This is a genomic window from Jiella marina, assembly GCF_024359545.1.
Lineage (GTDB): Bacteria > Pseudomonadota > Alphaproteobacteria > Rhizobiales > Rhizobiaceae > Jiella.
In genome coordinates, this window is record NZ_JAKQZG010000005.1 from 1 (window position 1) to 13071 (window position 13071).

General features: G+C 61.0%; 11 protein-coding genes. 9 read left to right on the forward strand and 2 right to left on the reverse strand.

Features of this window, described 5'->3' with window-relative positions; genetic code table 11:
- Nucleotides 1–34: 34 nt before the first annotated feature.
- Entirely contained in the window at nucleotides 35–691 is a 657-nt protein-coding gene (locus MF134_RS10220) for a TonB-dependent receptor domain-containing protein (protein WP_369695423.1), read from the forward strand.
- A gap of 87 nt (nucleotides 692–778) precedes the next feature.
- Here MF134_RS10220 and MF134_RS10225 read toward each other — a convergent pair whose 3' ends face one another.
- On the reverse strand, nucleotides 779–2554 hold the full coding sequence (locus MF134_RS10225; RefSeq protein WP_255339356.1) for an ABC transporter ATP-binding protein: 1776 nt from the start codon (nucleotides 2552–2554) through the stop codon (nucleotides 779–781).
- A 210-nt stretch (nucleotides 2555–2764) separates the two neighbouring features.
- Between MF134_RS10225 and MF134_RS10230 the strand changes: the two genes are divergently transcribed.
- On the forward strand, nucleotides 2765–3010 hold the full coding sequence (locus tag MF134_RS10230) for a hypothetical protein (protein WP_255339357.1): 246 nt from the start codon (nucleotides 2765–2767) through the stop codon (nucleotides 3008–3010).
- A gap of 207 nt (nucleotides 3011–3217) precedes the next feature.
- On the opposite strand, the gene MF134_RS10235 is transcribed toward MF134_RS10230, so the two are convergent.
- Nucleotides 3218–3763: a glyoxalase superfamily protein gene (locus MF134_RS10235; protein ID WP_255339358.1), complete on the reverse strand. Its 546-nt coding sequence runs from the start codon at nucleotides 3761–3763 to the stop codon at nucleotides 3218–3220.
- Between the two features lie 444 nt (nucleotides 3764–4207).
- On the opposite strand from MF134_RS10235, the gene MF134_RS10240 reads away from it, so the two are divergent.
- From MF134_RS10240 to MF134_RS10270, 7 genes are all read left to right on the forward strand, one after another.
- A complete protein-coding gene (locus MF134_RS10240; RefSeq protein ID WP_255339359.1) occupies nucleotides 4208–6430 on the forward strand; it encodes a TonB-dependent receptor in 2223 nt (740 codons plus the stop codon).
- Nucleotides 6431–6476: 46 nt separating this feature from the next.
- On the forward strand, nucleotides 6477–7397 hold the full coding sequence (locus MF134_RS10245; RefSeq protein WP_255339360.1) for an iron-siderophore ABC transporter substrate-binding protein: 921 nt from the start codon (nucleotides 6477–6479) through the stop codon (nucleotides 7395–7397).
- The gene (locus tag MF134_RS10250; protein ID WP_255339361.1) at nucleotides 7394–8413 is read left to right on the forward strand and encodes a FecCD family ABC transporter permease; all 1020 of its coding nucleotides are present in this window, start codon (nucleotides 7394–7396) and stop codon (nucleotides 8411–8413) included. Before MF134_RS10245 ends, MF134_RS10250 begins: the two co-directional genes overlap by 4 nt.
- On the forward strand, nucleotides 8410–9399 hold the full coding sequence (locus tag MF134_RS10255) for a FecCD family ABC transporter permease (protein ID WP_255339362.1): 990 nt from the start codon (nucleotides 8410–8412) through the stop codon (nucleotides 9397–9399). Before MF134_RS10250 ends, MF134_RS10255 begins: the two co-directional genes overlap by 4 nt.
- Nucleotides 9383–10207, forward strand: a complete 825-nt coding sequence (locus tag MF134_RS10260; RefSeq protein WP_255339363.1) for an ABC transporter ATP-binding protein — start codon at nucleotides 9383–9385, stop codon at nucleotides 10205–10207. Before MF134_RS10255 ends, MF134_RS10260 begins: the two co-directional genes overlap by 17 nt.
- Nucleotides 10204–10680 carry a phage major capsid protein gene (locus MF134_RS24190; protein ID WP_457589970.1) on the forward strand — a complete coding sequence of 159 codons (477 nt, stop codon included), beginning with the start codon at nucleotides 10204–10206 and terminating at the stop codon, nucleotides 10678–10680. The genes MF134_RS10260 and MF134_RS24190 overlap by 4 nt, the downstream gene beginning before the upstream one ends.
- Nucleotides 10681–11754: 1074 nt before the next feature.
- Nucleotides 11755–13062: a transporter substrate-binding domain-containing protein gene (locus MF134_RS10270; RefSeq protein ID WP_255339365.1), complete on the forward strand. Its 1308-nt coding sequence runs from the start codon at nucleotides 11755–11757 to the stop codon at nucleotides 13060–13062.
- Nucleotides 13063–13071: the final 9 nt, after the last annotated feature.

The window sequence follows — 13071 nt, forward strand, 5'->3', positions numbered from 1 at the left end:
GTGGTACACAAAGGTGGTGCACATGGTGTTGCGTATGTCTCGTCCCTGGAAGCATCCGAAGAGCGGCGTCTACTATCTGCGCGTTCGCGTGCCGGGCGATCTCGTCGGCTTGGTCGGACGGACGTTGGAGAAGCAGTCGCTGCGGACGAAAGACGTCGGCGAAGCCCGGGCGAGATTTTCGAAGTCGATGGCCGAGCTTGCCGATCGATGGTCGAATCTTCGCCAGGGGCTCGTTCGTCCAAGCTACGAGCAGATGAACGCCTACAGCTCGGATTTCTTTCAGACCTACTGCAGGGAGATCGAGAGCGGGCAGTGGTCACCGTTTTGGGACGACGGCTTCGGAGCGATCGCCGGCCAATCCGGTGGGAAGCCAGACGATGCAAGCGCAAATCGGGAATTCCGCCGGAATTGCCTGAACTACCGGGTTCCGTCCGGCCAAATGGAAGGTGTCGGAGTCGGCGCCGGCGTCCGTTACTTCGGCGAGAGTTTCGCCGACAATCAAAACCAGTTCGAAGTGCCCGACGTGACGCTCGTCGACGCGCGCATTGCTTATGAAAAAGACGACTGGGGCGTCTCGCTCAACGTCAACAACGTCTTCGACAAGAAACACGTGGCGAGCTGCCAGGGTGCGACGGCCTGCTATTACGGTGAAGGTCGCCGCGGACTGCTGAAAGCCCATTTCAAGTTCTGACGCTGGCCTCCATCATCGTCATGAACAAAGAGCGGCACCACAAAAGTGGTGCCGCTCTTTGTCGTTCGGGGTTGGTAGACCGGGTATTTATCCCGCTGGCGCAGTGGCAGAAAGCCTGCCAGCTTCCGTCAAGGAGTTCACCGGACCCTCTGCGCCCGACTGGGCCGCGACCAGACGGGCATAGGCGCCGCCCTTGGCCATCAGTTCGGCATGGGAGCCGGTCTCGACGATCTTGCCCTGATCGACGAAGCAGATCCGATCGGCATGGCGGATCGTCGACAGGCGATGGGCGATGACGAGGCTGGTACGGCCCTTTGACAGTTCCGCGAGCGCCGCCTGGATCTGCCGCTCGGTCTCGGTATCGAGCGCCGAGGTGGCCTCGTCGAGGATCAGGATCGCCGGGTCCTTGAGAAACATGCGGGCGATCGAGAGCCGCTGCTTCTGGCCGCCGGAGAGCTTCACGCCGCGCTCACCGACAATGGTGTCGAGGCCATTGGGGAGTGCGGCGACGGTCGCCTCCAGCGAGGCCCGGCGCATGGCCGCGACGATCTCCTCCTCGCTCGCGTCGAGTCGGCCGTAGGCGATGTTCTCGCGCACCGTGCCGCCGAACAGGAACACGTCCTGTTGCACGACGCCCACATGCTCGCGCAGCGAGGCGAGCGCCATATCGCGGATATCCCTCCCGTCGATGCGGATCACGCCCCCGGAAACATCATAGAAACGCGGCAACAGCGCACAAATCGTCGTCTTGCCTGCACCCGACGGGCCGACGAAGGCGATCGTCTCGCCGGGCTTCGCCGCAAAGCTCACATCCTTCAGGACCGGCAGGCCGTTGCCATAGGCAAAGCGCACATGCTCGAAGGCGACCGCACCCTTCACCTGAGAAATCGCGACGGCTCCGGGCCGATCCTCGATTTCCGGCTCGGTGTCCAGGAACTCGCAATAGCGGCGGAAGCCGGCGATCCCCTTCGGGTAGGTCTCTAGAACCGCCGCAATCTTTTCCACCGGCCGGAAGAACACGCCGACCAGAAGCAGGAAGCCGACGAATCCGCCATTGGTCAGGTCGCCGGCGATGACGAAATACGTTCCCGCCACCATGACGATCACCTGAGTGAGGCGCATGGAGAAATAGTTCAGCGACTGCGACCAGGACATGATCTTGTAGGCGTCGAGCTTGCGGCGGCGATATTCGGCGTTATTGCGCGAGAACAGCCGGCGCTCGTGATGCTCGTTGCCGAAGGCCTGCACGACGCGGATGCCGCCGACATTCTCCTCGATCCGGGCGTTGAAATCGCCGACCGAGGCGTAGATCGCCCGCCAGGTGGCGGTCATCCGGGCGCCGTAGCGGGTGGTCAGCCACGCCCCGACCGGCACAATGACGCCGGTGATCAGCGCCAGTTCCACATGCACGAAGAGCATCAGCAAGAAGGCGCCGACGAAGGTCATCACCGCGATGAAGAGGTCTTCGGGACCGTGATGCGCGATCTCGCCGATCTCCTCCAGATCCTTGGTCAGGCGGCCGACGAGATGGCCGGTCTTGACGTTGTCGAAATAGCCGAAGGACAGTTTCTGGAGATGATCGAAGGCGCGCTTGCGCATCTCCGTCTCGATATTGATCCCCAGCATATGACCCCAATAGGTGACCACGGCCATCAAACCGGTGTTCACGAGATAGATCGCCAGGAGCCCCAGCGTGGCAGCGACGATCAGCGGCCAGTCGCCGCCGGGCAGAAGATCGTCGACGAAGACCTTGACCGCGATCGGGAAGCCGAGTTCCAGAAGCCCGGCCAGGACCGCACAGCCGAAATCCAGAACGAACAACCCCTTGTAGGGCTGATAATAGGAAAAGAAGCGCTTGAGCATGTGATCCGATATTGGCCCTAGGAGCGGCTTCAAGGCTGTTTTGGCCCCGGGGTCCGCACCAGCGGGGCGTCGAGGTGCCGGAGCGTTGCGATTTCGATAGCCGTTCAGGCGCGAAACGCAAGCCGAAGAGCCGGCGTCCCGTTATTCCGTCCCGGCATCGGCGCGTGCCGCATCGCCCCCGACGCTGCGCCTCCGACAGGCCGCGGCCAGATGGCGTTGTCGGGGGAGTTTGAGTTCGCAGCGAACGAGGCGGCGGATCTGCTTCATGGCGGCAAACCGACCATCGAACTCGACGATGCCGTGTTCGGCGAATGCTGGCACAGGCGGGCGAGCAGCTCCGAAGCGCCGGGGACAAGGATCGTTGTGGATGCGGTCAGCATGAGTGGTGGTCTCCGGCCATACCTGGAAAAGCATCAAACGATCACGCATTCGCATTCATCGGGGAGGGAACCGTGATCCCGATGCGGCAAATAACATGATGAATGAAATCATGTTATAGAGCGAGACTGAAAGTTTGGATAATTTTCCGAACGCTTTACGCGTAAAAACAAGGGCTTGGAGCGAGCCGGCAATGCATCCTCATCGTCATTCGCTCCAAGCCGAATTGCGGATTTTCGATCGTGAGAGAGGCCGGTCTGCGGCGACCTGTCTTTTATCGCCTCATCAGCCCTTGAGTTCCATAAACCTGATGCGGTTGTTGAAGGGGTCGGTGACCTGCATCTCCAGTCTTGTCCCCTCGTCTGCGATACCAGGTTTCATATAGCGGTAGTCCTTGGCCAGAAGCTCCTGGTGAAGATCCCGGATCTCGGTCATGTAGACGCACATGTTCCCTCCGGGCGTGGCGTCCCCAGCGTGCTCGGAGAGGTGCAGTCTGAGGCCGGAACGGGAAATCTGCCGGTAGAGCGGAAAATTGACTCCGTAGCGATGGTCCCAGTCGACGGTGAAGCCGAGAAAGTCCAGATAGAACTCGTCGGCCTTCGCAACGTCGAAGATACGAATGATCGGCACGGCCTGCTCGAATGCTATCCTGCCAACGGGTCGAGCACGCGCGGCGTCGTCGATTTTTGCTGACAGAACGTTCCAGTTCGTCAACCCGAACTGCCTTGCAACGATTTCCAGCGCCTGGCTGTGGCTAATCGTCAGGTCAAGATCGGCCAGTATTTCGCGCATGGCTTTCGCCATGGCTTTGGCGTCGCGATAGTCGCGCATATCCGTTTCCTTCGTCACGGCGAAGCTCTCGTCAGCGCTCGCATTGCAAACGTCTTCGCCCAACGAACAAACGGTCGGGAAGGAACCCGTCTCGGAGGCATTCGCCATACCCCTTCAGCAGCGCGAGCTGCTGGCTGCCTCCAGCCATGGCAGAAGCCTACCGAGGAAGTTTGCTCTTGTCAGTCGATAAAACCGGTCAATGGGCAGAGCGGCGACGTGCAAGCGCCAATCGGATGCGGCAAGCCAAACATTTCGCAAAGGAGGGGAGTGGCTGACTGTTTCGCCCTCCCAGGCACACTGTTGCCCAAATCCCCCAGTGCTAAAAACATGACTATTTACATCGAGTTTTTAATTGTGGACTCAAAAGATCAGATTTAAGACTCCGGGCGATTGCAGCGGGTCGGAGTGCCCCAAGAAAACTTGTGACGGTTGGAGTTCGGTATCATGCGCAAAGCGACAGGCTCGGTCGAACGACTGACAAGAGTTCTCGTTACTGCAACAGCCCTGTCTGTTGGTGGAACCCTGACTCTCGACGTCGAAGCGCAGGCGCAGGATACCGACTTTCAGACCACCGAAAACACGGCTGATGTCGACTATACCACCATCGACACTTACGACGGCGGCATGATTACTCTCGATACGGTCGTCGTGCAGGGCGAGAAGATTCCGCGCGACATCTTCGACACCTACACGAGCGTCGATGTCGTCGGCAGCGGTGAGATCGAGGACTACAATTACAATACCGTCGATCAGGCACTGAACACCGTCGGCAACGTTCGTTCCTTCGAGTCGGGAACCGGCAATAGCAGCTTCGTCATTCGCGGCCTGAACGCAGAAGGGGTGACTCAGCCGAGCCGTTCCTCGCCGGTCATATCCGTCCTCGTCGACGGCGCCGAGCAAGGGATCGAAGCCACTCGCCGCGGCTCACGTGGCCTTTGGGACGTGGAGCAGGTGGAGGTGCTGCGAGGGCCGCAATCGACCACCCAGGGCCGCAATTCGCTCGCCGGATCGGTGATCATCAAGACCAAGGATCCGACCTACGAGCCGGAAGTCATACTCGAGGGCATGGCCGGCAACCAGGACTATCTCTCCGGCGCCTTTGCCGTGAACGCCCCAATCATCGACAATCAGTTCGCCGTTCGCATAGCCGGCCAGAAATCCCGAGAAACCAAGGATATCGACTACGCCAACCCTGCCCTTGCCGAGTTGGAAGAAGACGAATACGAGCAGATTCGCGGTAAGTTCCTGTTCACGCCGGAGGCGATGCCAGGTCTGCGGGCGCTCTTCACCGTCAGCCGCACCCACGACAAACCCGGTTGGGGCCTGGTCAGCGGACCCGACTTCTTCGACCGCCATTTCGACGATTCCACGACTGACTCGGCCGAGTTCCGCGATACCCATGTCAATCGCTACATCGCCGACGTCAGCTACGAAATCACACCGGACTGGACGGTGCGATCGGTCACGTCCTTCGTCGACACGGGCGTGACGATTGAATCGCCCTCGGCATCATCCTTCATTCGGGACGATACACGCGAAGGTGCGGATTTCGCGCAGGATCTGCAGCTCACCTACGAATCCCCCGACGACCCGTTTTCGGGTGTCTTCGGCGTGTTCGCGGGCCGCTTCACGACCGATCTCGACTCATCGATCCAGACCACGCTTCTTGCCCCTTACGGCGTGCCGCTGATCGACGTGCAGATGCTGACCGCTGAGAACAAGACCGAGTCCATCGCCGCCTACGCCGATACGCGCTACCGCTTCTTCGAAGATTGGACGCTGATTGCCGGCGGTCGTATCCTGCGTGATGAGGTCTCGGCAGATTATGCCGGCACAGCGCTCGACTTTGCGACGACGATCGGAACCGGCATACCGACATTCGGATCCCTCGACGAAAACAACTCCACGGCGAACACGGTATTCCTGCCGAAGATCGGACTGGCCTACGATCTGACCGACAACCAGACCGTCGCCTTCACGGCGAGCCGCGGCTATCGCGCCGGCTTCTCGGAAGCCGTTGCCGGTTCAACCGCCATCAATGAAGTCGAGCCGGAATATCTCTGGTCCTACGATATCGCCTACCGCTCCCGCTGGTTCGACGACACGCTGAAACTCAACGCCAACGCCTTCTACTACGATTACGAGAACCAGCAGGTCCTGACCTTCAATCCCAACTTCTCCGGTCAGACGATCACGGCGAATAGCGGCAAGTCCCACGCCTACGGCGCGGAAGCGGAGGTGCGCTGGATGCCGATGCCCGAGATCGAACTGTTCTCCTCACTCGGCCTTCTCAAGACTGAATTCGACGAGGGCGTCACGGCCAGCGGTATCAATCTCGAGGGCAAGGAGTTCCCGGAGGCTCCTGCGGTCACCTTTGCCGCGGGTGGGATCTGGCGCCACCATTCCGGCATCTTCGCCGAAGCAGACATGTCCTTCACGGACGGCTTCTATTCGAGTGGCGACCTCGCCAACACGTCGAGCCGCCTCGTCGATTCCTTTACTCTTGTGAATGCGCAAATCGGATATGAATACAACGACTTCTCGGTTGCGGCCTTCGCCAAGAACATCTTCGACGAGCAGTATCTGACGAGCATCAATGAGACAGGCTCCCAGGCGACGATTGGGGACGGGCGCACCTACGGCCTGAAGGCGACGGGCAAGTTCTGATCCTCCTGCTTGCGGCGTACGACGCCCTATCGAAGAAGAACTGGCAATGACGCGACGGCTCCTCGCTCTCCTGCTCCTCACCATTGGCTTCGCGACGCCGGCCGTGGCTTGTGACGGCAGGCTCGTGGACGATCCCGCGATACTCGGCGATGCCGTCTGCGTCCCCGAAATGCCTGAGCGCATCGTCGTGCTCGATCCGACCTACAGCCTCGGCATGGCACTGGAACTCGGACTTCCTGTGGTCGGGGCGCCGCTGTTCGGCATGAGCGACAAACAACTCAAGGCCGATGCCGTGAATGAGGGCGTCACCGATCTCGGCACGTTCGCGGAGCCGAGCATCGAGACGATCATCGCCCTTGATCCGGATCTGATCATCGGCAGTGCCATGGCAGGCGAGGAGGTCTTGAACCTCGCCTCGCGCATCGCGCCGACGGTGTTGATCGGAGCGGAAGGGTGGAAGGACTATTACCGTCTCGTCGCCGACATCACCGGAACACGCGCGGAGGCCGACGAAGCGCTCGCGGCTTTCGAAGACCGCGTGGCGGCAATCCGCGACCGTGTTCCCGACACGTCCGTCTCGATCGTCCGCATTACCCCATGGGATTTTCAGGTCTATCTGGATGGCCCCAAGGCCTACGGCCCCTTCGCGGTCATGCGGGAGGCCGGGGTAAAGCGCACCGAATACGAGACCACCGACAGCGATCTCACGGTCAAGCGCCCGGACTGGGAACAACTCGCGGCACTTCGTGGGGAGGTGCTTCTTTACATCGTGGGCGGCGCGAACGATTCCGCCGTGAGCGGTCGCCATGAGGAAGTGACAAACAATCCCCTATGGCAGATGCTTCCCGCCGTTGCCGCCGGGAACGTTCATCGGGTCGATGCAGCAACCTGGATGGAGTTCAGCGGGCTCGCCTCCGCCAACAGGGTTCTCGACGATATCGAGCGCTTCATCATCGACGGGCGATGACGCGGAACAAGCGGACAATCACCGCTGTACGGCGCGATTTGATCGTCGCGCCACTTCTCGTCATGGCGTTGATGCTCTCTGCGGTCTGGGGGTTGACGGTGGGCGCGTCTCGCGTGTCACTTCCCGCCGTTTTCGATGCGCTTGCCGGTGCCGAGGCATCATACGAATCCCTGATCGTCACGACTGTCCGGCTGCCGCGCATCGTGGCGGCGCTGGCGATCGGCTCAGCGCTGGCGGTCGCCGGCGCGCTGATGCAGGCGATGACCAACAATCCGCTCGCCTCGCCCGGCCTTCTTGGCATCAATGCTGGCGCGGCCTTTTCGGTCGTGCTCGCGGTTCTCTATCTCGAACCGATGACCGGCAGCGCCTATGCCTGGTTCGCGTTCGCTGGAGCCGGGATTGCGGCTTTTCTGGTCCATGGTCTCGGGTCGGTGGGCCCCGGCGGCGCGACGCCGCTCAAGCTGGCGCTCGCCGGAATCATTCTGTCATCCTTCATCGCGTCGCTTACCACGATGATCCTCGTCACCGACCGCGCGACCCTGGATGTCGTCCGCCTCTGGACCGTCGGCTCGCTGACGGGTCGGCAGATCGAAACGGTTCTGCCACTGTCGCTCCACATCGTGGCGGGCCTTGCCGCGACACTTCTCATCGCGCGTCAGGTGACAACCCTTGGCCTCGGTCCCGACATCTCGCTCAGCCTCGGTCAGAACCTGATCCTCTGGCGCCTCATCTGCGGTGCGCTCGTGGTACTGCTTGCTGGGAGCGCGGTCGCGATCGCCGGGCCGGTTGGCTTCGTCGGCCTCGTTGTCCCTCACGCCGCGCGCATCATGTTTGGCACGGATTATCGGCGGGTCCTGCCGTACAGCGCGCTCATGGGGGCGATGCTCGTTCTTCTCGCCGACACGGCCGTGCGCGGGGCCTTCAGTGGTGTTGACCTGCCCGTGGGCGTCACCATGGCGCTGATCGGCGCGCCCTTCTTCGTCTATCTCGCCCGCCGCCGTCTGGCGATCTCATGACGCGGACAGTTCTTTTCCTTTCGCTCCTGATCGCCGGCCTCGCCTGTCTTAGCCTCGGCATGGGCGAACAGTCGCTTTCGCCGGCGCAGATCGGGGCAGTGCTCTTCGGCACGTCCGAGGACTCGCCCGCGGCGGCGATGATCGTCATGGATATCCGACTAACCCGGCTTCTGCTCGCGCTTCTGGCCGGCATGGTCCTGGCAGTGGCCGGCGCGTTGGCCCAGACGGTCCTGCAAAACCCGCTGGCCGAACCCGGACTTATCGGCATCAACGCCGGCGCGGCCCTTGCCGCACTTGTCGGGCTGGTCGTGTTTCGTGTCACCTCGCCTCACATCCTTGCACTTTCGGCCTTTGCCGGCGCCTTTGCCCTGGCGGTCGCGATCTATGGCCTCTCCTTGCGCGACGGTGCGAATTCGATCCGCCTCATCCTCGTCGGCATCGGCTTGAGCTCGCTTTGCGGGGCAGGCGCGAGCTTCATTTCCGCCTTTGGCGACGTCGACGCCGTGCAACGCGCCTCGGTCTGGCTTTCGGGCACGCTCTATCTGGCAAGCTGGGAGGAACTGCGAGTCCTGGCGATCGTCGTCGGCCCGGTTCTGCTGGGCCTCGGCTGTCTTACAGCCAAGCTCGATCTTCTGGCTTTCGAGACAGACGTCGCCACGGCACTCGGTCAACGGGTCGAACTGATGCGTGGAGTCTTTCTGCTTCTTTGCGCGCTGCTGTCGGCCAGTGCGGTCGCCGTAACGGGCCTGATCGGCTTCGTCGGCCTGATCGCCCCTCACATCGCACGCACCCTGGTCGGTCATGCCTCCGCCAGAATGCTGCCCATCGCAGCACTCGTCGGTGCAGGCATTCTCGTCGCCGCCGATCTCGCCGGACGCACCATTGCCGCGCCCGTGCAGCTTCCAGCCGGCCTGATCACCGCGCTCGTGGGAGCGCCCTTCTTCGCCTATCTGTTCTGGAAATCGCGCAATGCGGCTGATGCCTGAAGTCTTCGCCTTGTCGGCGCGCGGCCTGAGCGTGGGCTATTCGGGCCGCCGCGTCATCGAGAACGCTGATCTCGACATCCGCGCCAATGCCCTGACGGCCCTGATCGGGCCAAACGGAAGCGGCAAGTCGACGCTCCTGCGCGCGCTCGCAAATCTGCTTCGCCCTTCGGCGGGGACGATCGCGCTGCACGGGGCACCGATCGGAACCTATGCGCGCCGGGAGTTCGCCAAGCATCTCAGCTTCCTGCCTCAATCGCCGAAGGCACCGGACGGCATGAGCGTGAGAGACCTCGTCCGGCAAGGCCGCTATCCCCACCGTACCGTCTTCACTCGCTGGAACCATGCCGATGAGGCCGCCTGCGAACGGGCCCTGACGCTGACAGGACTTCGAGACCTGACGGACCGGATGCTCGATACGCTGTCGGGCGGCCAGCGCCAGCGCGTCTGGATCGCGATGATCCTCGCCCAGGAGGCCGGTGTCATGCTCCTCGACGAGCCTGCCACCTATCTCGACATCGCCCATCAGCTCGACCTTCTGAGCCTTCTCCGATCCCTCGCGCGGAACGAAGGCAAAGCCGTCGTCGCCATCCTTCACGATCTGAACCATGCCCTGCGCTTTGCCGACGATCTGGTTGTCGTATCGGACGGCACGGTCGAACTCACCCGCGCACGAAACGACGACGCTTGGACGGGATCGATCGCAAAGGCCTTCTCGATCGACGCAAGGATCGTCCTTGACCCGACAGATGGGACCAGGATCATAGTGCCGACCCGATCTTTCGCGACACCGCTGATGGAGAACGAATGACGCCTGAGCGATCTGGGAGTGCCACCGTTGGCCTCGCTATCCTGCCGGGTGACATCCTCGGTGATTGGACTTCATGCCGGCATAGCCGCCATCGGCAAAGACATGGCAGCCGGATATCACGATCAAGGATCTGGCGCCGGGCTCGAACAGGATGGAGCAACGGGCAAAACGGAGGGGCAGGTCACAAAACTGAAGCTTCTCTGACGTTCTGCCGGCAGGTGCTCGCCACCGATTTCAAGGCGATGCAACGCGTCCAGCTCGGCGAGGCGCCGCAGCTCCTGAAGGTCGGCGAGAGCGGCGACTTCAAGCGCGGCACGCTCGGGGAGCGCAAGGAGAGCTATCGTATCGAGACCTACGGCCGCGTCATCGCGATCACCCGGCAGGTGCTGATCAGCGACGACCTCGATGCCTTCACCAGGATGCCGGCGATGTACGGCAACTCGATCGCGCAGCTCGAATCCGACCTGGTCTGAGACATCGTGATGTCGAACCCGGCCATGGCCAACGGCACAGCACTGTTCCATTCGACCCACAAGACACTCGGCGGGTGCGAGGCTGTCAAGGGCTCCGAGGAGGCGATGGCAGGTGTGGAGGCGGGGAAGCTGGCAGGGAGTGCGTTGAACGTCTCGAGGAGGTCGGGCAGTTGATAGACTGCGTGGAACTCGTAGCGCGCGGCGCCTACGTTGCAGCGCTCGGTGCCGCCGTTTAAGTCGGAGAAGCGCGGCGGCAGGACGTAAAACATCATCTTCCAATTGCGGCAGGCTGAATTCGGAGCCGCCCTCGATCTGCGCGCCCGTCACCATGAAGGGCAAAGCGCGGATCACCTTGCAGAGAAAGGAAACGACGCAGATGGCGGTCGCGAGCCTCAGCTAGGGGGCGTCTCGCTTATCTCTCTCCTCAGACCGCTATGGAACACATTATCACAAACTCTCTTCGTGAACGGATGGTCGCGCGGAATTGCCTGCGCCGCGCTACGCCAGGGAACGCTCGATCCCGGTTCCGTTCGCTCTGCCAAAATCCTTCAATCAGAGTATACTGTTGGAAGCGAGGCGGCTGGTGGATCAGGCGCTGTCGTATATGTGCGGTGTGTCGTCTCGAGGAGATCAAATCGAGGCGCAAGGTAGAGCAGGCCGAAGCGACCGCTTGGCCAAGCGCGATGCCGATCGTCAAGATCTTGGCCGGCCGAAGGTGAGTTCCTCGATGCGGCGCTAGGCACATCGGACCGTCACCTTTTGGCTATCGAGGCTTTTGCAAACGCCTTGATCGAGTCCGATCAAATATACAACCTCAAAAAGATCTTCCGAGTATCGGTGCGCCGCGATGCGATAAAAGCTGAATTCTTACTCATATGCTCAGTAAAAAAACGCTTTGAATGATGCCCTTGCGATCACTCTGCGTATGCAATCGGCAGATTCAAAAAATTGCCTGAAAAGAATTTTTCTTTCTTGACCGGACAGGTTTTTCACGTTGAACTGCATGCTGCAGCGCGAAACTAGCGCTTACAAGTTTCAGCGAAGATCCGCGTGAAGAGGCAATAGGAGTTATGCATGGCTATCGATAGACGTAGGTTTTTGAAGAACTCGGCTCTTGCTGCTGGCGCTATCGCTGCGCCGCACGTCTGGATACCCGGCGTCCGCGAAGCCGGCGCTGCCAGTCTCGTCGAGGGCGAGCCGATCAAGGTCGGTATTCTTTTCTCTCTTACGGGTAGCCTCGCAGTGCCCGAAGAAGACTCGGCACTCGTGATGCAGTATGCCATAGACGAGATGAATGAGGCTGGCGGTATCAACGGACAGCCTATCGAACCGATCATCATCGATGCCAAGTCGGATTTCAAAGTCTACTCCGAAAAAGCGCGCGAACTGATCTTGCGAGACAAGGTCATTTCGATTTTCGGTTGTTATACGTCGGCAAGCCGCAAGGCGATCCTGCCGATTGTCATGCAGCAGGAGAGCCTGCTCTTCTATCCGACTTGCTACGAAGGCGCCGAGTGCACGCAGAACACCGTCTGTACCGGGCCGCTGGCCAACCAGCACTCCAAGGACCTCATTCCGTATATGGTCGAGCAGTTCGGCCCGCGGGTGTTCTTTGTCGGTTCGAACTATGTCTGGCCGAAGGAGTCCAACAAGAACGCCAAGATCTGGCTTGAAGAAGCTGGCGGGGAGTTGCTGGGTGAGGAGTATGTTCCGCTCGGGTCTTCCGAGTTCGGTCCCGTTCTGAACAAGATCCGGGCCGCCAAGCCCGACTTCATCTTCTCCACTGTCGTCGGCGCTTCGGACATCGCGTTCCACCGCCAGTTCAAGCAGGCGGGCTTCAGTGCCGACTCGATGCCCATCGCGTCGCTGACCACCGGTGAGATCGAGACCAAGGCCATGGGCGCCGAATATGGAGCCGGACATTTCCTCTCGGCGCCGTACTTCCAGGCTCTGAAGAATCCAACCAACGAAAAGTTCGTTGAGGGATTCTTGTCGAGCAAATACGGCAAGAACGGCACGACTCACTACAACATGGAAGAGACCTATACTTCGGCGTACGTCTTCAAGGGCGCGCTGGAAAAGGCGATCGCCGAGCACGGCGTCGGCGACGTCACCTCGCGCCGGGTTCGCGATGCGGCCGCCGGAGTGAAGGTCTCGGCGGATGTTTCGCCCGAAGGCGAGATCTGGATCGACGAGAACAACTTCAACACCTGGCTGGTCCCGAAGATCGGGCAGTGCCAGCCTGACGGCAGCTTCAAGATCGTCAAGGAAGCGCCCGAGCACGTCGCTCCCGACCCCTACTCGATCTACCCGGATATCGGTGTCTGTACTGCAGAAGGGCTGAAGACGCCGGATGGAAACATCCGCAAGGATGTCATCTGATCCAGCCAT

Coding starts and splice junctions, on each gene's coding strand:
- MF134_RS10260 (WP_255339363.1), top strand. CDS start 9,383: ATGCGGCTGATGCCTGAAGTCTTCGCCTTGTCGGCGCGCGGCCTGAGC.
- MF134_RS10270 (WP_255339365.1), top strand. CDS start 11,755: ATGGCTATCGATAGACGTAGGTTTTTGAAGAACTCGGCTCTTGCTGCT.
- MF134_RS10235 (WP_255339358.1), bottom strand. CDS start 3,763: ATGCGCGACTATCGCGACGCCAAAGCCATGGCGAAAGCCATGCGCGAA.
- MF134_RS10225 (WP_255339356.1), bottom strand. CDS start 2,554: ATGCTCAAGCGCTTCTTTTCCTATTATCAGCCCTACAAGGGGTTGTTC.
- MF134_RS10255 (WP_255339362.1), top strand. CDS start 8,410: ATGACGCGGACAGTTCTTTTCCTTTCGCTCCTGATCGCCGGCCTCGCC.
- MF134_RS10250 (WP_255339361.1), top strand. CDS start 7,394: ATGACGCGGAACAAGCGGACAATCACCGCTGTACGGCGCGATTTGATC.
- MF134_RS10230 (WP_255339357.1), top strand. CDS start 2,765: ATGGCGTTGTCGGGGGAGTTTGAGTTCGCAGCGAACGAGGCGGCGGAT.
- MF134_RS10220 (WP_369695423.1), top strand. CDS start 35: ATGTCTCGTCCCTGGAAGCATCCGAAGAGCGGCGTCTACTATCTGCGC.
- MF134_RS10240 (WP_255339359.1), top strand. CDS start 4,208: ATGCGCAAAGCGACAGGCTCGGTCGAACGACTGACAAGAGTTCTCGTT.
- MF134_RS10245 (WP_255339360.1), top strand. CDS start 6,477: ATGACGCGACGGCTCCTCGCTCTCCTGCTCCTCACCATTGGCTTCGCG.
- MF134_RS24190 (WP_457589970.1), top strand. CDS start 10,204: ATGACGCCTGAGCGATCTGGGAGTGCCACCGTTGGCCTCGCTATCCTG.